The sequence below is a fragment of the Paenibacillus algorifonticola genome (genome assembly GCF_050481745.1).
GTDB lineage: Bacteria > Bacillota > Bacilli > Paenibacillales > Paenibacillaceae > Pristimantibacillus > Pristimantibacillus algorifonticola_A.
In genome coordinates this window covers 252,098-271,909 of record NZ_JBCNGR010000003.1, presented here as the reverse complement: position 1 = coordinate 271,909, position 19,812 = coordinate 252,098, and the positions used below count along the sequence as shown (strand labels likewise).

Here is a 19,812-nt window from a genome sequence, read left to right as displayed (position 1 = left end):
CCCTCCAACCTTTTTCACGAACGCCATTTTCCAAAAGCCACAATGATGCTAAAAAGATAGTATAGCCGGAAAAGAAGCGCACTAGCAGCGCAGCTGCAAGAAAAACTTAAATCCGCTTATATTAAAAAAAGCTGACCGCAGACGGTCAGCGAAACATGCCCCAAAGCTTGAGCAAGTGAAACGTATTGTTGGGGTCGATCTTCTGGGCGAGAACGAACGCGACGATCTGCTCCTCCTGCGTATCCGTAAGCGGCTCCTGCAAGATGCTAGCGGTTGATTTCACCAGCTTTCTAACTTTGACGCGATCCTGCAAGTCGAATTTAGTGACATTAGCGAGCATCAGGCGCACGCGGTCCTTTAAAAGCGGATTTTTCAGCTTTGCTTTAATACGTTCGACCAATTGCGGGCGAATACCGTACTTTTGGTAGCTCAATGTTCCAGACACCTCCATCTTGGCATACCGTTTTCACGTTTAACTATATGCCGGAGATTCCCGGAAATTGCCTAATCAAGCTGTTCTCCTTGAAAAAGTTGATCCCGATTCAGCTTAGCCTGTATTCTTGCATAAGCCGGATTATCCCAAAAATCATCGCGGGCGCACAGCTCAGCCGCATCATCCCGCGCCATTTCCAGCACTTCGAAATCCGCCGCCATGTCCGCGACACGAAATTCTGGCAGACCGCTCTGCTTCGTTCCAAAAAAATCGCCCGGCCCCCGGATTTCGAGATCACGGCGCGCCACCTCGAAGCCGTCATCCGTTTCCGTCATGACCTTCATGCGCTCGCGCCCTGTCTCCGACTTTGGATCGGCGACCAGCACGCAATAAGATTGATGAGCACCACGGCCAACCCGGCCCCGCAGCTGATGCAGCTGCGACAAGCCGAACCGCTCGGCGTCCATGACGATCATCAGCGTTGCATTCGGAACATCGACGCCAACCTCAACTACGGTCGTAGCCACGAGTACATGCAGCTCGTTCGCGCCGAAAGAGCTCATGACCTGCTCTTTCTCAGCCGCGCTTAGGCGCCCATGCAGCAGGCCGATTTTCAGATCAGGAAAAGCTTGCTGAACCTGCAAATACTGGTCAATGGCATTTTGTACATCCAGCTTCTCCGACTCCTCAATAAGCGGGCATATCATATAGGCTTGTCTGCCCTCTCCTACTTCACGGCGGATAAAACCAAGCACGCGGTCCATCATACTATGCTTGACCCAATACGACTTAATCGGCTTGCGCCCATGCGGACGCTCGCGAATCGTCGATACATCCATATCCCCGAAAGCGGTAATGGCCAGCGTTCGCGGAATCGGCGTCGCCGTCATCGTCAGCACATCGGGATTCATTCCTTTGCGCCGCAAGACGCTGCGCTGATTTACGCCAAAGCGGTGCTGCTCGTCCACTACAACCAGACCGAGACTACGGAAAAAGACCGTCTCCTGAATAAGCGCATGCGTACCGACGACAATATCGATCAGGCCCATCTGCAGGCCAGCGAATACATCGCGGCGGCGGCGCTCCGTCATGCTTCCCGTCAGCAGTCCAACCTCTATATCCATGCCCTCGAACAGCTTCGTCAAGGAACGCATATGCTGCTCCGCCAATATTTCCGTCGGAACCATTAGCGCGCCTTGATGGCCGGACTTCACTGCCCCATACAGCGCAATAGCGGCAACGACCGTTTTACCCGAGCCGACGTCGCCTTGGAGCAGCCGATTCATGCTCGCAGGCTGGCGCATGTCGACCAAAAGCTCATTTACGACCTTCTTTTGCCCATCCGTCAGCTCGAATGGCAGCGTAGCCGCGAATTGCCTAATCGTCTCCGCTTCAATCAAATGAGCGATGCCATCGCCCCGCTTGCGGCTGAGCATTCGGTACGCCTGCAATTTCAGCTGAAATAGAAACAGCTCCTCATAAACCATCCGCCGCCGCGCTTCGAGACCTTCGTGTATATCACCCGGCTCGTGAATGTGCAGCACCGCATCACGGCGAGGAATGAGCTGGTGCCGCTCCAAAAGCTCAAACGGCAGCACCTCTTCGATCATCGCGCCATATTGCTGCAAAGCCTGCTTAATCGTCTTGCGCATCCATGGCTGCGTAATCGCCCCACCGACGGAATACACCGGCTGCAGCGTCCCTGATTTGGCAGAGCCGGCCCCTTCCGGAAACTCGGACTCCGAGACGGTCATCTGCTGGCGATGCTGCTCCCACTTGCCCGTCAAAATAATCGTACGGCCAGGCGTCAGCTGATCCCTTAGAAAATGGCGGTTAAACCACACCGCCGTAACGAGCAAAAAATCGATCTCCATTTTACAAGTGAGCCGCGATTTATTTTTCCCGTAACGCTGCAGCACAGGCATGCCCCGCACAACTCCTTGCACGGTAGCTTTATCTCCATCCTTGACATCCGATAGAGCGCGAACGCGATAATCCTCATAACGAAATGGAAAATAGTCCAGCAAATCGGCAACGGTATGAACGCCAAAGGCGTGAAGCTCTTGCTCCTTCGGAGCGCTCACGCCTTTAATTTGCCGGACGGAATATTGCTCCAGCGTCATCATAATCATTCCTCACACTTTATACATAAATACGGCCGATGTACCTGGTCCCACATGAGTGCCAATCGTCGCACCAATCGTTATAAAATCAATGAATGCCACATTAGGCTTGTCTCTCAGCAGCGCCGCAAGCTCCTGCGCCGTCTGCTCGCCATGCGTCCAGCCAATCGTTGCCCCAACGCGATCACTGCCAAAATCCTTGTCGAGCATTTCCATGATGCGCTGCATCGCTTTTTTCGTACCGCGCACCTTATCGACAGACTGAACCGTACCTTCCTGATCCAGCGAAAGAATCGGTTTAATATTTAAAATCGAGCCAAACAACGCCGCAGCCTTACCGATTCGGCCACCCTTCTGAAGAAATTCCAGCGATCCAACCAGAAAATAAAGGCTGAGCTCTTGTTGAAGACGAGCCACTTCTGCCAAAATCGCCTCTTTAGAGGCGCCTTCGCGAGCCATCCGTGCTGCCGTAACCACCTGAATGCCATAGCCATACGAAGCCGACTTGGAGTCAATGACCGTTACGTCCGCCTGCTCATCCAGCATCGACTTAGCTATGACACCAGACTGATAAGTACCGCTGAGTACAGAAGCCAAATGAATAGAAATAATAATCGCTTGCGGGTCCTCCTGCAAAATCCGTTCATATACTTCAAGAAACTCTGCCGGAGACGGCTGTGAGGTCGTCGGAAGTACAGGAGCAGCAATCAGCTTTTCATAAAATTGTTCTTTCCCAATTGTCACGCCATCCAAATAGGTTTCTTCACCGAACAGCACCTTCAGGGGAATAACCTGAATGCCAAGCTCTGCACATCGTTCAGCCGGAATATCGGAAGTGCTGTCGGTAATAATATGAATGTTTCCCATCTTCGCCACCCCTTTCATACCCTATAAACGATTGCGATTTCACTAGTTCCCCATCCTTATTCCACTGCGAACAAATAGGGATAAAGCGGTTGTCCGCCCTCTTGAACTTCAAGCTCTGCATCCGGATAAGCCTCTGCCACCCATGCTTTCAGCGCTTCCGTATCTTCAGCCTTCGCCTCTGCTCCGGTCAGCACCGTAATGAGCTCGCCGCCGTCAGCCATAAGCTCAGCTATGAGCAGACGGCAAGTCTCGGCCAAATCTGCATGTGCCGCAACAATAGCCTTCTCCTTAATGCCGATAAAATCGCCTTCTCGAATGCTCACGCCATCAATCGTCGTGTCGCGAACCGCATGCGTCACTTGGCCAGAAACGACTTGCCCGGCAGCATTTTTCATCCAATCCGTATTGCGCGAGGCGGTCTCATCCTCTTTGAAAGCCAGTACCGCTGCAAGCCCCTGCGGAATCGTTTTTGTCGGAATAACCGTCACGTTGCGTTCACTAAGCTCCGCCGCCTGTTCAGCAGCAAGAATAATATTGCCGTTATTCGGCAGCAAATAAATATGATCCGCGACGAGCGATTCAATCGCCTTGACGAAATCCTCCGTGCTTGGGTTCATCGTCTGCCCACCGGACAGCACGATATCTACTTCATTATCCAGAAAAATGTTCGAAATGCCTTCGCCCAGCGCTACAGCAATAATGCCGAATGGCGCCAGCTCATGAACTTGTCCAGGCGGTACGGCCGCTCCCGACGTTCCCGCCAGCAGCTCTGGCGAGGAAATGCTTCCCGACAGCGCATAATCAGGCAGCACTGCGTAGGATGGAATCGCTGCTTCCTCCTCTAGAAGCTCACGATGCTGATCACGCATGTTCAAAATATGCAGGTTCGTCAGCTCGCCATACGGCAGCGCCAAATTCAGCACATCACCCGGCCTGCGGGAATGCACATGAACTTTAATGATATCTTCCTCAGCAATGACGAGTATGGAGTCCCCATCTTTGCCAAGCGCCTTCTTGAAAGCGTATTCATCAAAAAACGGCGCAGCTTTGCCCCCAGGCTTGCGATTTATAAAAAACTCCATGTCATAGAAAAATTCAATATCCGCCGTCTCCAGACGGGATTGTGCAGCAAAATGCGTTGCCTTCCGTGGAGCTGAAGCTGGCTGTGCCGTCGGGACACTTACTTCTTCAGGTGGCGCTGCTTCAGATAGTAGCAAATAGCTTTCATATGCACCTTCGCCTTCAACTAGATAACGCACAAACCCTTCATAAATAAGCACTAGCCCTTGTCCGCCAGAATCTACAACGCCAACCTGCTTAAGCACAGGCAGCATATCCGGTGTGCGCTGGAGGGTTTCATTCGCTTTTTCATATACCTCTTTCATCAGCTCAGTAACATCATTCGTACGGCGTGCATAAGTAACCGCATGCTTCGCTGCTTCCTTCGCCACCGTCAAAATCGTTCCTTCCACCGGCTTCACAACAGCCTTATAAGCAAGATCTACACCATGCTGCAACGCCGCTGCAATCTGCTGAGGACCAGCTTGTTCAGCGTTTGCAAGTCCCTTCGAAAAACCACGAAACAGCTGTGACAAAATAACGCCTGAGTTGCCTCTAGCCCCCATCAGAAGACCTTTGGAAAGCACTTCCGTCGATTTGCCTAAATGGTCGGACGGCTTGCTGCGCAGCTCACGAATGCCCGAGGCAATCGTCAAATTCATATTCGTTCCCGTATCGCCATCAGGCACAGGGAAAACATTCAACGCATTTACCTTGTCGACATTTTGATTTAACAACTCAGCGCCCAGCACGGCCATGGCGGTAAAATCGGAACCGTTAATGAAGCCCTTACTCAATGAAAATTCCCCTTCCTGCTATGTAGATACCCTTACATCCTGCACAAATATATGGACCTGGTCCACGTTAAGACCAATAACATCGCTCATTACATATTTTACCTTCGTCTGAATATTATGCGCTACTTCTGAAATTTTCGTGCCATAGCTCACAATAATATACAAGTCAATATAAAGTTTATCCTGTTCTCTGCGAACTTCAACGCCGCGGGCCAGATTGTCTCTGCCCAGAAGCTCAGCTATGCCGTCCTTTAATTGTTTACGAGAAGCCATCCCGACAAGGCCATAACAATCCAGCGCAGCGGAACCTGCCATGACGGCAATGCATTCCTCTGTTATGAAAATTTGGCCAAGTTCAGTGCTGAGCGCAAGTGGCATGGAAATTCACTCCTTTATCGTGTAGATCTCACAGCTATTCCCCGTCTAGCATGAATTACCCCGTTTAAAGTCAAATGCTGCTGAAGCTGCAATAAAATCTTTGACTAATTATTATTGTACTATAAACTGTTACGTTATAGAAGGGCAGACGGTGCCAACCTTGGGCAAATCGCCATAAAAAACAACAGTTTTAGTTGCTCAGACCCCACAACTATGATACGATATCAAAGTATGTTTATGTGCAGGCTTCTTCGACGCTTTTTCAAGCCAATGAAGCGGTTTTGCTCACGCAGAACCGGGAGCTTATGCTACGATGCGGTTTTGCTTATGCAATAACTGACAGCTTATGCTAACAATGCGCTTTTAGCTCAGCACTACTTGAAGGAGGTGTACTCATGTCCCGCAAATGTTTTCTAACAGGCAAAAGCCCTGGTACAGGCAATAACGTTTCCCACGCTAACAACAAAAACCGTCGTTCTTGGGGAGTAAACGTTCAGAAAGTTCGCATTCTAGTTGACGGTAAACCGAAACGTGTTTATGTCAGCGCGCGCGCTCTGAAATCCGGTAAAGTAACTCGCGTATAATTCATCTCCTGCAGCTTTGTGCTGTATGGTAGACAAAAAGCACCTGGGCTCAGGTGCTTTTTATTGTTCACATAAACCACGATCATTCGAAGGCGGCTGCAAAGGAACTAACTTTTTTGGAAGGTATTCAAAATCGCCTTTACGAACCCGCCCAAAAATTTCGGCAGCTTGATCGTGTAAAATTTCATGCCCATCCCTCCTCAGACACGCTCATCGAAATGGTGACTTACATGCTTTTTCTTCCCGCAAACACATGCTATGTTTCATGCAAGGTGAAACGGCCGAAAGCCATCCTTTGACGGCACGGCGCGTTTCATTCCGAGAAATATAGAGAAAGGATAGAAACATCATATGCTTTCCTATATTTCAAGGTGAAACAGCCGAAAGCCATCCTTTGGGGCACGGCACGTTTCATTCCGAGAAATATAGAGAAAGGATAGTGCTGCGATATACTTCCCTATATTTCAAAAAAAATGGCTACACGAACCTGCGTTCATGTAACCATCCTATGCACTTTACCGTTGTCCTATTCCATATATGAACGAGTGTGGAAAGCCCATCTTTACGATGCTCACGCCAGTGGCGGCGGATTCTCATTGATGAACTGGATTGCCGTATAAACCAATACGGCCAAGAAATAAAACAGCAGCCCCAGCACGATTACCATTATTCGTGCCCACAGCTTCTCGACCCTTTTGAAAAATTGAAAAATTAAATACAAAGCAAGCAAAGAAAAAACGTATTTGATCATCACAGTCACAATAGAAAAGGCCGCAAGCAGCAAGCCTATGCCGAGCGCAAATAGGAGCACCCACAGCCATGTCTTTCCTCGAGATGTCTCGTATTCTTCCATTACAGCCTCCCAAGTGCAAACAGCTGTGCCGCTATAGCAGCCAACAGCGTTCCACATCGAAATACAAGTCCGTTCACCGCGCAACCCTTGCAGCAACTATGTAACTTAATTTAAGATATGCATCCCTAGCGTAAAACCGATATAGCTGCCGCGCGATCTGCTTGGGCAAATACTGCATTACCGGCTACAAGTACATTCGCGCCCGACTCCGTCACAAGCTTAGCCGTTTCTTCATTGATGCCGCCATCCACCTGCACATGAACATGCTGTAGTTCGCGCTCCACTAGCATGGTGCGAATTTGACGCAGCTTGTTCAGGGAATACGGGATAAACTTCTGTCCGCCAAAGCCCGGATTTACCGTCATAACCAGTATGAGATCCACATCGCCCAGCACAGATTCCAGCACAGATACTGGAGTTCCTGGATTGATGGCTACACCGGCCGGAAGTCCCAGCTCCTTAATTTGATAAATCGTACGATGCAAATGCGCACATGCTTCTGCATGTACCGTAATGCGATCAGCACCAGCAGCTGCGTATTGCGGGATAGACAATTCCGGACGCTCGATCATCAAATGAACATCGAAAGGCAGCTTTGTTGCGGGTCTTACAGCTGAGATAACAGGAGGACCGAAGGTTAAGTTCGGCACGAACTGTCCATCCATAACGTCTACATGAATCCAGTCCGCTCCTGCCTGCTCAATACCGGAAATTTCTTCTCCGAGCCGGCTGAAGTCAGCCGATAAAATAGAGGGTGCTATTATAGTCATGGGTTTGTCAGTACCTCCGTTTTTTATCTTTCATTTCATTTAAAAACTGCAAGTAATTATCATGACGGCTTGGTTCGATTTTCCCTTCTGCCAAAGCAGCAAGGACGGCGCAGCCCGGTTCCTGCACATGCGTGCAGCCACGGAATTTGCAATCCGGAGACAACGCGCGAATTTCCCGAAAACAGTAGCCTAAATCTTCAATGCCAAGCTCGGTAAAATCGAGCTGGCTAAAGCCAGGCGTATCGGCTACATAACCACCGCCAATTTCAATCAGCTCCACATGCCTCGTCGTGTGCTTGCCCCGTCCAAGACGGTTGCTGATCGCATTCGTCTCAAGCTGCAGCCCCGGAACAATCGCATTAAGCAGCGAAGATTTACCTACACCGGATTGTCCGGCAAAAACCGCCAAATGCCCTTGCAGCCGCTGCCCAAGCTCCTCAATACCCTTGCCTTGTCTGGAACTTGTCCCATATATCTCGTAGCCAATAGCGGAATAAATGCGATTGACGGAAGCAGCAGCCTCAGCAGCAGCTTCCGTCTCCTCGCCATCATGCTCCAAATCCTGCTTGCTAAGGCACAGCACCGCTTCGATTTCCGCATGCTCGATATGCACAAGAAACTTATCCAGCAGCGTCAAATTGAGCGCTGGCTCCGTTACGGAGAAAACCAGCATAGCCACATCAATATTAGCCACCGGAGGGCGTATAAGCTCGGATGAGCGAGGCAAAACACGCTCCACCGTCCCCTCGCCGTTCTCCGTAAGGCTGTAAACCACTTCGTCGCCGACTAGTGGCGTAATTCCTTTATTTTTCAAAACGCCGCGCCCGCGGCATTGTACCGTTGCATCCTGAGATTCAGCATCATCAGGCAGTACGTAATAATAGCCACTGAGCGCCTTCACAATGCGCCCGCGAAGCTCAAGAGATGCGTGATTATGGCTGCTGCTCTTCTTTTTCTTTTCCTTTTCCTTTGCCTTTTCCTTCCGCTTCTCCCTGTTCGCTTCCTTGGTCATTGCTGTTGTTAACCTCCGATTGGTCCGGCTCCACTGTCTGTTCAGGAGCTGGCGATTCCGATACTTCCGGCTCTTCTGTAACAGGCGTTGTCACCTGTTCGTCTTCGCCCGGCACCGTCACGGTAGATGAGCTGCTGCTTTGTGCCAGTTGATCGTAAGTGACAGACTTCGTGTCGACAAACTGACTGTCCCGATAAATCGTAATCATGGCCTCGGTATTCGGTGCCAGAATAACGGTTACGGGAAATGTCTGGGTATCTTGAATTTGGTTTCTGCCCCATTCAATGTTTTGCCCTCTGGAGTCGGTATAGACGATGCGAACTTCGCTCGTTTTTCCAGCCTTCGCTGGCGAAATGACAACATTGAACTGATGCTCCTTCGCTTCCGCAGAAGGACCTGAGCTGACTCGGATGGTGATTTTTGTTCCTTTTGGAACAGGATCATTTGGCTTGTATTGATCCTGATTCAGTACAAGACCCTTGGCTTGCACATAGCTCGGCTCATACAAAATATCATCGTCTGAAAGCGTCAGTCCATTTGCCTTCACCATATCTTTAGCCTCAGCTACTGTTTTGCCAATTAAATTCGGCATCTTTATCGTTTCCATGCCTTTGCTGACCATAAACTGGAACTTCACCGTGTTCGGATCAAAATTCGTTCCTGGCTCCGGCTGCTGTGTCACAACCGTATCCACTTCCTGCTCGCTGAATACTTCTTCAGCATCGATTTGCGTATCTGGATTAATGCCCAGCGCAGTCAGCTCATCTTTAACCGCCTGCAGCGTCTTGCCCCGGTAATCGCCAAGCTGCTTCAGCATCGGCCCATCACTCACAGAAAGCTGTATGAACGAGCCCTGCTTGACGCGCATATTTCTCTTCGTCTGCTCAAATACCTGATTGATCGGTATATCGTCGCGGAACTCCCGTATCGTCGGCTCCTGCACCTTCAGCCCTAATTCTTTAAGCTTTGCCGTCGCTTGCTCCAAATCGAGACCAACAACGTACGGCACATCCACTTCCTCTACATCCAGCCGGTCGAGCAGTGTCACGAATCCCCATATAATGAATGCCAGGACAACCAGCGTACTAGCCACGATTATCGTCGGTCGCTTCCAGCCTTTTGCTTTCTTATTCAGAACTTCTTTATCTCTCTGCCGGCCCGTCTGTCCCGAAGAGACCTCCGCCTTGTCATAGCTTGACTCGCTTTGGCGAATAGGACGGATATCACTGCCGCGAATGGCTGGCATGACACGAGTTTCATCCAAATCATTCACATGGGCAAATGAAACCTTCTCCTCGTCCCTCCGATCAGGCGCAAGGCAGGTTTCCAGATCGTTCAGCATTTCCTGGGCCGAATGGTATCGTTCCCCTGGATTTTTGCGCATCGCCCGTAAAATGACGTTCTCCACACTTTGCGGAATATGAGGATTCACAACACGCGGCTCCTCAAAGGTGTCCTGCAAATGCTTCAAAGCTACGCTGATTGGGCTTTCTCCCAAAAAAGGCAAATTGCCGGTCAGCATCTGATAGAGTACAATACCCAGCGAATACAGGTCGGATTTTTCGCCTGCACTTACCCCTTTCGCATGCTCGGGAGAAAAATAATGGACCGAGCCCAGCACCGAGCCTGTCTGGGTAATTGTAGAAGAAGTAACCGCACGGGCAATACCGAAATCGGTTACCTTGACCCTACCATTTTTACCGATCAAAATATTATGTGGTTTAATATCGCGATGAATAATATGATTCTGATGGGCATGACCAAGCGCATCGCAGATTTGAATGGCAATACGAACCGACTCATCCGCCTGCAGCGGGGCACGCTCCACAATAATCTCATTAAGATTGCTGCCTTCGATATATTCCATAACGATATAATGCGTATCTTCCTCTTGTCCTACATCATAGATGCTAACGACATTGGGATGGGATAACGCAGCTGCCGACTGCGCCTCACGGCGAAATCTGCGAATAAACTCTTCATCATGCACAAACTGCTGGCGCAGCACTTTAACCGCTACATTGCGGTTCAACAGGACGTCATGGGCTTTATAGACAAGCGCCATGCCGCCTCCGCCGATGCGAGTCAGAATTTCATAGCGACCGCCTAAATTATGCCCTATCATCAGCTGTATACTCCTCTCGATCTGCGCTGGAATTTACTTGCAGCAGCACGACGGTCACATTATCGTCCCCGCCGGCGCGCAGCGCCAAATGGATGAGATGCTCCGCTTTATCTTTCAGGCTCGCTCCACCCTTCGTTACAGTATGCATTATTTGATCATCGCTGACCATGTTCGTCAGCCCATCGCTGCACAGCAGGATGAAATCATCGGCCGAGTAGGAAATCGTCTGTATATCCACCTCAACAGATGCATCGGTGCCCACCGCACGGGTAAGCACATTGCGCCGTGGATGGACAGCCGCCTCCTTCTCGCTGATCTGCCCTGATTTAAGCAGTTCATTGACAAGGGTATGATCCTCCGTAAGCTGTACAATACAGCTTTTGGAAATGACATAAGCGCGGCTGTCGCCAATATGCCCGATGACGGCTTCCCGCCCTTGAAACATGGCAGCAACTATCGTAGTGCCCATATTATAATATTGCTCATTGCGTGATGCCATGTCATAAACAACATCATTGGCGCCTACAATGGCTTTGCGCAAAAATGCTTTGCCTTCCTCAATAGAAAAGTCAGGTCTCGCCGCAATGGGCTCCAGCATTTCACGGAATGTATTCACTGCCAGCTGGCTCGCTACATCGCCCGCCTGATGGCCGCCCATCCCGTCAGCGACTATAGCAAACGTGATGCCATTATCCAGCTGTCCTACCCATGAATGATCTTCATTGACTTGACGAACTTTTCCGATATCGCTCAGGTTTGCCGTAATCAACCGTTATCACCTCGTCGTAGACTCCATATGCTTCGCACGAAGCTGCCCGCAAGCGGCGGCAATGTCATGCCCTTGCTCCCTGCGAATCGTTGCATTTATTTTGTTTTTCTCCAGTATACGCTGGAACTCAAAAATATCCTCCCGCGGCGTACGCACATAATTTCGCTCCGGCACATGGTTGACCGGAATCAAATTGACGTGGCACAGCAGTCCTTTAAGAACATCTGCCAGTTCCTGCGCATGCTCGGGACGATCATTAACCCCGCCGATCAAGGCGTATTCAAACGAAATCCGGCGACCTGTCTTGGCCAAATAATAACGGCAAGCCTCCATCACATCGTCAAAAGGAAAACGGCGGTTAACCGGCATCAGCTTGGAGCGCAGCGTATCATTCGGCGCATGTATGGAAAGCGCCAGATTGATTTGCGTATTTTCGTCGGCAAATTTGTACATGCTTGGCACGATCCCGCTCGTCGAAACGGTAATATGACGCTGCCCGATGTTGAGACCTTTCTCATGAATCATCGTGCGCAAAAACATCATCGTCGCATCATAGTTTTCAAACGGCTCGCCGGAACCCATAATAACGATGCTTGATACGCGCTCATTCGTAACGTCCAGCATTTGCTGTGCTACAACAACTTGAGCAATAATTTCTCCTGCCGTTAGGTTCCGCTTCAAACCGCCGAGCGTCGACGCACAAAAAGTACAGCCAATCCTGCAGCCCACCTGCGTGGTCACGCAAATGCTGTTTCCATAGTTATGGCGCATAATAACCGTCTCGATTGCATGGTTATCATGCAGCCCGAACAGAAACTTGACGGTTCCGTCCTTGGATTCGAATTTCGTTATTTCGGAGAGCGTTACAAATTGAAATTGGTCAAACAGCTTCGTTCTGAGCGATTTGGACAAGTTGCTCATCTCTTCAAAGCTGTTTACACGCTTAACGTACAGCCAATCGTACAGCTGACCAGCGCGAAACGCTGGCTCGCCATTCTCTTTCATCCAATCTTGCAGCTGTTCGAGCGTATAGTCGTAAATAAATGGTTTCATTAAATTATCACACCTGACTGTATAATAGCGCGGCAAAAGCTCTCTGCCTGCGCCGCTGATGATTTATTTTACCACAAACGTCCATCATGAACCACAAGCAACGATTAGGCGCGCCTCAGCAGGCGGGCAATGAAGAAACCATCGCTGCCATAATGCTGCGGAAGCAGCTGCGCATAGCCCTTAAACGCCTCATCGATCGCTCCAGCCTCCTGCAACGCCTGGAGAACAGATTCCGGCCAGTTGCGGTCCAGCTCAAATTCAGGATGTGCCCGCAGAAAATGCTCCACCTGATCCTCATTTTCGGATCGTTCAATCGTGCACGTGCTGTAGACGAGCACACCGCCCGGCTTAACAAGGCCGCTCACCGCTTCAAGCAGCTCGCGCTGAATATCCGCTATAGCGGCTACATCTGCAGCCGTCTTCGTCCACTTGATTTCCGGCTTTCTCCGAATGACGCCAAAGCCTGAGCAAGGCGCATCCAGCAGCACAGCATCCATCGAACCGCTGGCAAAACGCTCAGACAGCTGCGCTGCATCGCTTGTTATGGCCTCCACGTTCGTCAAACCGAGCCGCGAAGACTGGTCAATAATTAGCTGCCGTTTATGCGGGTGCAAATCGTTTGCCCACACCTTGCCTTTATTGCCCATGAGCTCGGCCAGATGCGTCGTTTTGCCGCCCGGAGCTGCGCAGCAATCCAGCACCTGCATACCGGCTGCTGGTGCAACGACCTCGGCTACGAGCATGGAGCTTTCATCCTGCATCGTCCACAGCCCTTCCCGGAAGCCGTCCGTATCCACCAAGCTTCCGCCGCGGCGAGTCGTAATGCCTGCGGAAGCAAGCGGCGATGCTTCGGCGTCAAGTCCAAGCTCAGCAAGCTGCTCAATCGCTTCCGCCCTTGTTCCTCGGATGGTATTGACCCTTACGCTTCCATGCGGAGAATCATTGCCAGCCGCGCAAATAGCTTCAGTCGTATGCTCGCCGTAAGCGAGCAGCCAGCGCTTAACGAGCCAGTCGGGATAGGAATGGAGGATCGCAAGTTTTTCCGCCGGCGATCCCGCTTTAATTGCAGACGGTACAAGCTCTGCACGACTGCGATCCATACTGCGCAGCACCCCATTGACCATGCCGGAAATCCCTTGATGCCCCCGCTTCTTGGCAATGGAAACCGCTTCATTAACTGCGGCATGAACCGGGATCCGGTCCAAATACAGCAGCTGATATGCGCTCATCCGCAGCAATTGATGCACCCACGGCTGCAGCTTATTAAAGCCCTTCGCTACAAATCGCGCCAGCCAATAATCGAGTGTGCGCTGATGCTGAATCGTCCCGTATACCAGCTCTGTAGCAAGACCCGCATCCGCACGAGATAGATTAGCATCCTGCAGCGACTGGTTAAGCTTGAGATTGCTGTAGGCACCGGCGCCAGCAACGCTTACCAAAATATCCAGCGCCAGCTCCCTTGGCGTACGAGGTACACGTGACGAGCCGCTTTTGCGCGCTCCCGCTTGACCTGCCGCTTGGTCGCTCCGGCTGGACGCTTGTCCTCCAGCCGATCCAGCAGAGCGGGATTTGCCCCCTGATTTGCCCCCACCCTGCGGGCGACGTCCTTGCACAGCAGCCCTCGATGAAGGCGCCGCTGAATTTTTCTGCTGCGGCCGTCCAGGCTTTACTGCTGGCTCTGCAGGCTTAACTTGCTTTTGCTCACTCATTGCTCTTCACCACTTGTCTCGCTCGCTTCGCCGAAGACAGTACCTTCAGCCAGCCGTGAGCCTTTCAGCCAGTCAGCCGCTGACATCGCTTTTTTGCCTGCTGGCTGAATTTGCGTAAGCACGATTACGCCATCACCCGTCTGTACGGTGATGCCCGCTCCACTTGCTTCGCGCACCGTTCCCGGCAGCGCTGCAGCAGCAGCTCCAGCTCCAGCCGGCTCGGCAGGCTTGGCGCAAGCCCATACTTTGAACAGCTCGCCGTTCAAATAAGTGAATGCACCGGCCATCGGCGACAGGCCGCGCACTTGATTATAGATTTGGCGGGCAGATTTCGCCCAATCAATTCGTTCATCCTCACGCGACAAATTCGGCGCGTAAGTTGCCAGCTCATGCTGCTGCTCCGTTGCTGTCACAGCACCAGAAATAATGCCCGGCAGCGTCTGCTCCAGCAGCTCCGCTCCAGCAGCGCTCAGCTTCTCAAATAGCGAGCCCGATGTATCCTCATCGGTAATCGCAACTTCGACCTTGCTGATCATATCGCCAGTGTCCAGTCCTTCAGCCATATACATAATCGTTACGCCTGTTAGCGTCTCGCCATTAATAATCGCACGTTGAATCGGCGCGCCCCCGCGATAGCGAGGCAGCAGCGAGCCATGAACGTTGATACAGCCAAGTCGCGGCAGCTCCAGCACACCCTTCGGCAAAATCTGCCCATAAGCTGCGGTCACAATTAAATCAGGGCGATACTGCGCCAGCGCCTGGACCGCTTCGCTGCTGCGCATTCGCTCAGGCTGCAATACCGGCAAGCCTAAAGCCAGCGCCGCTTCTTTCACAGGCGGAGGCGTAAGCGTCCGCTTACGCCCCTTTGGACGATCCGGCTGCGTGACAACTGCCACGACCTCATAGCCGTTATTGATTAACAACTGCAAAGAAGGGACGGCGAACTCCGGCGTCCCCATAAATACAATACGCATGGCCTTATTCGCCGCCTTTTTTCTGTCTTTCGGAAATATCGTACACGCTCTCTGCGAGATCCGTGAACAAAATGCCGTTCAAATGGTCAACCTCATGCTGGAACGCGCGCGAGAGGAAGCCTTGCGCTTCAACCGTAAACGTCTCGCCATCGGAATTTTGACCTTTGACGACGATGCGGTCTGAACGCATCACATCTCCGTTTAAATTCGGAATACTCAGGCAGCCCTCAGGTCCGAGCTGCTCGCCTTCTTCTTCCACGATGACCGGATTGACCATTTCGATCAGTCCATTTTCATCGCCGATATCCACCACGATAACACGCTTGGAAATGCCGACCTGCGGAGCCGCTAGACCGACGCCATCAGCGTCATACATCGTTTCCGCCATATCTTTAAGCAGCTTTTTTAAGTTGGAATTAAATTTAGTAACTACCATTGCTGGCTCCCGCAATACGGGATCAGGATCTTTTACAATAATACGAATGGCCATTGCCGTTCCCTTCCTTTACGACGAAATCTATAATATGACTTGCGGATCTACATCAATGCTGAACTGCACAAGCTTCTGAGGAGAGCCTGCAATGAATGGCGCAAGCGCACCGCGCAGAAGCGCAGGCACATCAATGTTCCCCCGATATTTTATCACACATTGAAAACGGTAGCGATCTTTCATTCTCGATATAGGCGATGCGACTGGTCCAAGCACCTCAAGCGCACGCGGCAAACCCGCACCAAGCGGCCCTAATACGCCTTCGTCAGCCGCCTGCTCGCGCAGCCGCTCCGCAAACTGCTCTGACACCGAGGACAGCAGCGCAAGCTGCTCATGCGACATCGTGACCAGCACCAGCCGGCAATAAGGCGGGTAGCCCATCACTCTGCGATGCTTGAGCTCTTCTTCAACAAACCTAACGTAGTCATGCTTTTGCGCGGTTGTAACCGCATAATGCTCGGGTGAATACGTCTGGACAACGACCTCCCCTGGCAGCTGGTGGCGGCCAGCACGGCCTGCCACCTGTGTCAGCAGCTGAAACGTCCGTTCCGCTGAGCGAAAATCCGGCAAATTCAGCGACGTATCCGCTGCAATAACGCCCACGAGCGTAACGTATGGAAAATCAAGCCCCTTCGCCACCATCTGCGTGCCAAGCAGCACATCCGCCTCACGGTCGCCGAAGCGCTTCAGCAGCTTCTCATGCGCGTTTTTCTCCGTCGTCGTGTCCACATCCATTCGAATGACCCGAATGCCGGGAAACAGCTTCGCAAGCTCCTCTTCTACACGCTGGGTGCCCGTACCAAAAAAACGGATATGCTCGCTTTCGCAGGACGGACAGGTTTGCGGCGCCTGCTCGGCATGACCGCAATAATGGCAGCGCAGCGCCCGTGACTTCTGATGATACGTCAGCGAAATATCGCAGTGCGGACAAAGCGCCGTGTAGCCGCAGGAACGGCACATGACGAAGGTCGAATAACCGCGCCGATTGAGCAGCAGCACCGTCTGCTCGCCGCGCTCCAGCCGCTGTACGAGCCCTTCATGCAGTTTGCGGCTGAACATCGAGCGATTGCCGGCCGCAAGCTCCGCACGCATATCAATAACCGTTACGGACGGCAGCGGTCTGCCCCCCACGCGGTCTGGCATCGGCAGCAGCGACGATTCGCGCCCTTCTGCCGGGCGCCTGCTCGCCGCCGCATACGATTCGAGCGACGGCGTCGCCGAGCCTAATACGACAGCCGCGCCATGCTGCCTTGCCCGCTGGACAGATACATCTCTGGCATGATACTTCGGGCTCTCTTCCTGCTTGTAGGAAGACTCATGCTCCTCATCAATTATGACGAGGCCAATGCGCTCAAAGGGGGCAAAAATCGCCGAGCGGGCGCCGATGGCTACCTGTACTTTGCGGCTTCTGATTTTGCGCCATTCATCGTAGCGCTCCCCATTGGACAAGCGGCTATGCAGCACCGCTACGGCATCGCCGAAACGCCCTTTAAACCGCTCGACCATTTGCGGGGTAAGCGCAATTTCCGGAACAAGCACAATCGCCTGCTTGCCTTGCTTTAGACAATGCTGGATCGCTTGCAAATAGACCTCGGTTTTGCCGCTGCCCGTCACGCCATGCAGCAGCAAAACTTGCGGCTCGCCGCGCGTGACCGCATCTGCTATGCGGGAGTACACACTCTGCTGCCCCTCCGTGAGCGGAAGTGGAACCGTCCGCTCGAACTCGCGGCTTCCGTAAGGATCGCGCTGCTGCTCGATTTCTCGCAGCTCCAGCAGGCCTTTGCCTGCAATCGCGCGTACGCTCGCCGGTGATCCGCCTGCTTCTGCGAGCAGCGCTTGCAGCGCAATGGGCTCGTCTCGCTCCAGCATGAAGGCAAGCAGGTCGCGCTGCTTGCCGGCCTTTGCTGGCCATGCTGCCAATGCTTCTGCGGCCGCTTCCTTATCCGCTGGCGGCAACACCGTCAGCACCTTGCGAATGGCCAGACGGTCGCGAATTGCTGTCTGCTCAAGCAGCACGCCTTCTTCCAGCGCTGCTTTAATATCCGGCGCGTATTGCGGGAACCGCTCCTTCAGCGATTCAAGCTTCGTCTGCCGCTGCCGCGAGAGCATATCCAGCAGCTCCTGCGGCAAGCGCCTTGCCAGCTGCTCCAGCTCCTCACCCAGCGATTCGTTCAGCGACACATAACGCTCGGCCTTGCCTTTAAGCGCAGCGGGTATCATCGCTTGCAGCGCGGTTGTCCAAGAGCAGCAATATTTGTCGCTCATCCATTTGGCTAGTCCGATCAAGTCAGGAAGCAGCGGCGGCAGCGGATCAAGCAGTTCGGCAACCGCCTTGAGGCGGCGACTGTCAACCTCCGCCTCTTCCGCCAGCTCCACAACGAAGCCTTGCAGCACGCGGCCGCCGAATGGCACGCCAACCCGGCTTCCCACTTCAATCCAGCCGGACATTTCCGCAGGAACCTCATAATCGAATGGCCGGTCCGTCTGGCGGCTCGGCACATCTACTATCACTCTGGCAATCATTCGCCATAGCTCCTTTGGATAGGGAGCTGTGAAAGCCGCTGCACCGCGACTTCCAAAATACGCCTTGCCGTCTCGCGTTTGGACAATAAAGGAAGCGCCTCGATCAAGCCTTCCTTGCCAAACAGCTGCACAACATTCGTATCGCCGTTGAAGCCTGCCCCTTCCGCGCTCACATCATTGGCTACGATGAGATCGCAGTGTTTGCGCGCCAGCTTATCCATCGCATAATGCGCGATCTGCTGGGTTTCGGCAGCGAAACCCACGAGCAGTTGATGCGTCTTGCGCTCGCCAAGCAGCTGCAAAATATCCACCGTGCGCTCCAGCTCAAGCGTGAGCGTCTCGCCTGTCTTTTTCAGTTTCTGCTTCTGTTGCTGAGCTGGACGGTAATCGGCAACAGCCGCCGCTTTAACGACGATGTCTGCCGATTCAAAATGCGCGGTGACCGCATCCAGCATTTGCTGAGCGGATTCAACTCGCACCAGCTTCACGCCTGCAGGCGGATCTACACTCGTCCGCCCAGCAACAACGGTAACCTCTGCGCCCATCAGCAGCGCTGCCTCCGCAATGGCAAAGCCCATTTTGCCCGAAGAATCATTGGTCAAATATCGCACGGGATCCAGCCGCTCCACCGTGCCGCCTGCGGTAACCAGAACATGCTTGCCTGCAAGCTTGCGGCTGCGGCTGAACCACTCTTCGATCGCATGTACGATTTCCTCTGGCTCCGCAAGCCTCCCTTTCGCCACATAACCACATGCGAGCTGTCCCTCGCCTGGGTCCACGAACAAAACACCGCGATCCGCTAATGTCTGTAAATTTTGCGCCACGGCCGGATGCTCATACATATGCACATTCATAGCTGGAGCCACAAGCACCGGGCTCGTTGCCGCCAGCAGGGTCGTGCTGAGCATATCATCGGCAAGCCCATTTGCCATTTTGCCAATCACATTTGCAGTGGCTGGTGCGACAACAATGAGATCGGCATGATCAGCCAAATGAATATGGGATACGACCGCCGGGTCCCTCTCATCAAAGGTGTCGATATGCACCGGGTTGCGCGAAAGCGTCTGGAGCGTCAGCGGCGTAATGAAGCGGGCTGCTGACTCGGTCATAATGACGTGCACCTTAGCCCCTGCCTGCACAAGCCGACTGCAAAGCGTAGCCGCTTTATAGGCTGCGATACCACCCGTGATTCCTAATATAATTGTTTTATTTGTAAGCATAGCCTATCCCCCATTACAACAATGCTCTTAATCTATGGTATTGACTGATTTGTGCCAGCCCATTCCTTGGATA

The 19,812-nt window shown here is 52.4% G+C and carries 18 protein-coding genes; 1 reads left to right on the top strand and 17 read right to left on the bottom strand.

Annotation, left to right across the window (positions count from 1 at the left end; genetic code table 11):
• Nucleotides 1-145: 145 nt before the first annotated feature.
• The 5 genes from ABEW34_RS02475 to ABEW34_RS02455 form a co-directional block, all read right to left on the bottom strand.
• On the bottom strand, nt 146-433 hold the full coding sequence (locus ABEW34_RS02475) for a stage VI sporulation protein F (RefSeq protein WP_430154538.1): 288 nt from the start codon (nt 431-433) through the stop codon (nt 146-148).
• A gap of 71 nt (nt 434-504) precedes the next feature.
• Nucleotides 505-2,556 (bottom strand): ATP-dependent DNA helicase RecG, encoded by a 2,052-nt coding sequence (gene recG / locus ABEW34_RS02470; protein ID WP_430154607.1) that lies wholly within the window; start codon nt 2,554-2,556, stop codon nt 505-507.
• A 12-nt stretch (nt 2,557-2,568) separates the two neighbouring features.
• Nucleotides 2,569-3,423 carry a DegV family protein gene (locus tag ABEW34_RS02465; RefSeq protein WP_430154537.1) on the bottom strand — a complete coding sequence of 285 codons (855 nt, stop codon included), beginning with the start codon at nt 3,421-3,423 and terminating at the stop codon, nt 2,569-2,571.
• 56 nt (nt 3,424-3,479) lie between these two features.
• A complete protein-coding gene (locus tag ABEW34_RS02460) occupies nt 3,480-5,279 on the bottom strand; it encodes a DAK2 domain-containing protein (protein ID WP_430154535.1) in 1,800 nt (599 codons plus the stop codon).
• Between the two features lie 18 nt (nt 5,280-5,297).
• Nucleotides 5,298-5,657: an Asp23/Gls24 family envelope stress response protein gene (locus ABEW34_RS02455; protein WP_046230618.1), complete on the bottom strand. Its 360-nt coding sequence runs from the start codon at nt 5,655-5,657 to the stop codon at nt 5,298-5,300.
• A gap of 395 nt (nt 5,658-6,052) precedes the next feature.
• On the opposite strand from ABEW34_RS02455, the gene rpmB reads away from it, so the two are divergent.
• Complete coding sequence (gene rpmB / locus ABEW34_RS02450) at nt 6,053-6,241, top strand: 50S ribosomal protein L28 (RefSeq protein WP_046230617.1); 189 nt, start codon at nt 6,053-6,055, stop codon at nt 6,239-6,241.
• Nucleotides 6,242-6,348: 107 nt separating this feature from the next.
• Here rpmB and spoVM read toward each other — a convergent pair whose 3' ends face one another.
• The 12 genes from spoVM to coaBC all read right to left on the bottom strand — a co-directional run bounded on the left by spoVM (nt 6,349) and on the right by coaBC (nt 19,739).
• Nucleotides 6,349-6,429: a stage V sporulation protein SpoVM gene (spoVM, locus tag ABEW34_RS02445; RefSeq protein WP_040711006.1), complete on the bottom strand. Its 81-nt coding sequence runs from the start codon at nt 6,427-6,429 to the stop codon at nt 6,349-6,351.
• 383 nt (nt 6,430-6,812) lie between these two features.
• Nucleotides 6,813-7,094, bottom strand: a complete 282-nt coding sequence (locus tag ABEW34_RS02440) for a hypothetical protein (protein WP_430154532.1) — start codon at nt 7,092-7,094, stop codon at nt 6,813-6,815.
• Nucleotides 7,095-7,219: 125 nt separating this feature from the next.
• Nucleotides 7,220-7,864: a ribulose-phosphate 3-epimerase gene (gene rpe, locus ABEW34_RS02435; protein WP_430154530.1), complete on the bottom strand. Its 645-nt coding sequence runs from the start codon at nt 7,862-7,864 to the stop codon at nt 7,220-7,222.
• 7 nt (nt 7,865-7,871) lie between these two features.
• On the bottom strand, nt 7,872-8,876 hold the full coding sequence (rsgA, locus tag ABEW34_RS02430; protein WP_430154528.1) for a ribosome small subunit-dependent GTPase A: 1,005 nt from the start codon (nt 8,874-8,876) through the stop codon (nt 7,872-7,874).
• On the bottom strand, nt 8,797-11,001 hold the full coding sequence (gene pknB, locus ABEW34_RS02425; RefSeq protein ID WP_430154526.1) for a Stk1 family PASTA domain-containing Ser/Thr kinase: 2,205 nt from the start codon (nt 10,999-11,001) through the stop codon (nt 8,797-8,799). Before pknB ends, rsgA begins: the two co-directional genes overlap by 80 nt.
• A complete protein-coding gene (locus ABEW34_RS02420) occupies nt 10,988-11,770 on the bottom strand; it encodes a Stp1/IreP family PP2C-type Ser/Thr phosphatase (protein WP_430154524.1) in 783 nt (260 codons plus the stop codon). The genes pknB and ABEW34_RS02420 overlap by 14 nt, the downstream gene beginning before the upstream one ends.
• Before the next feature lie 6 nt (nt 11,771-11,776).
• The gene (rlmN, locus tag ABEW34_RS02415; protein ID WP_430154522.1) at nt 11,777-12,823 is read right to left on the bottom strand and encodes a 23S rRNA (adenine(2503)-C(2))-methyltransferase RlmN; all 1,047 of its coding nucleotides are present in this window, start codon (nt 12,821-12,823) and stop codon (nt 11,777-11,779) included.
• A gap of 104 nt (nt 12,824-12,927) precedes the next feature.
• Nucleotides 12,928-14,532 carry a 16S rRNA (cytosine(967)-C(5))-methyltransferase RsmB gene (gene rsmB, locus ABEW34_RS02410; RefSeq protein WP_430154520.1) on the bottom strand — a complete coding sequence of 535 codons (1,605 nt, stop codon included), beginning with the start codon at nt 14,530-14,532 and terminating at the stop codon, nt 12,928-12,930.
• A complete protein-coding gene (gene fmt, locus ABEW34_RS02405; RefSeq protein WP_430154518.1) occupies nt 14,529-15,506 on the bottom strand; it encodes a methionyl-tRNA formyltransferase in 978 nt (325 codons plus the stop codon). The genes rsmB and fmt overlap by 4 nt, the downstream gene beginning before the upstream one ends.
• Before the next feature lie 4 nt (nt 15,507-15,510).
• On the bottom strand, nt 15,511-15,996 hold the full coding sequence (def, locus tag ABEW34_RS02400; protein ID WP_430154516.1) for a peptide deformylase: 486 nt from the start codon (nt 15,994-15,996) through the stop codon (nt 15,511-15,513).
• 27 nt (nt 15,997-16,023) lie between these two features.
• Entirely contained in the window at nt 16,024-18,519 is a 2,496-nt protein-coding gene (gene priA / locus ABEW34_RS02395; protein WP_430154514.1) for a primosomal protein N', read from the bottom strand.
• The gene (coaBC, locus tag ABEW34_RS02390; protein ID WP_430154512.1) at nt 18,516-19,739 is read right to left on the bottom strand and encodes a bifunctional phosphopantothenoylcysteine decarboxylase/phosphopantothenate--cysteine ligase CoaBC; all 1,224 of its coding nucleotides are present in this window, start codon (nt 19,737-19,739) and stop codon (nt 18,516-18,518) included. Before coaBC ends, priA begins: the two co-directional genes overlap by 4 nt.
• Between the last annotated feature and the right edge of the window lie 73 nt (nt 19,740-19,812).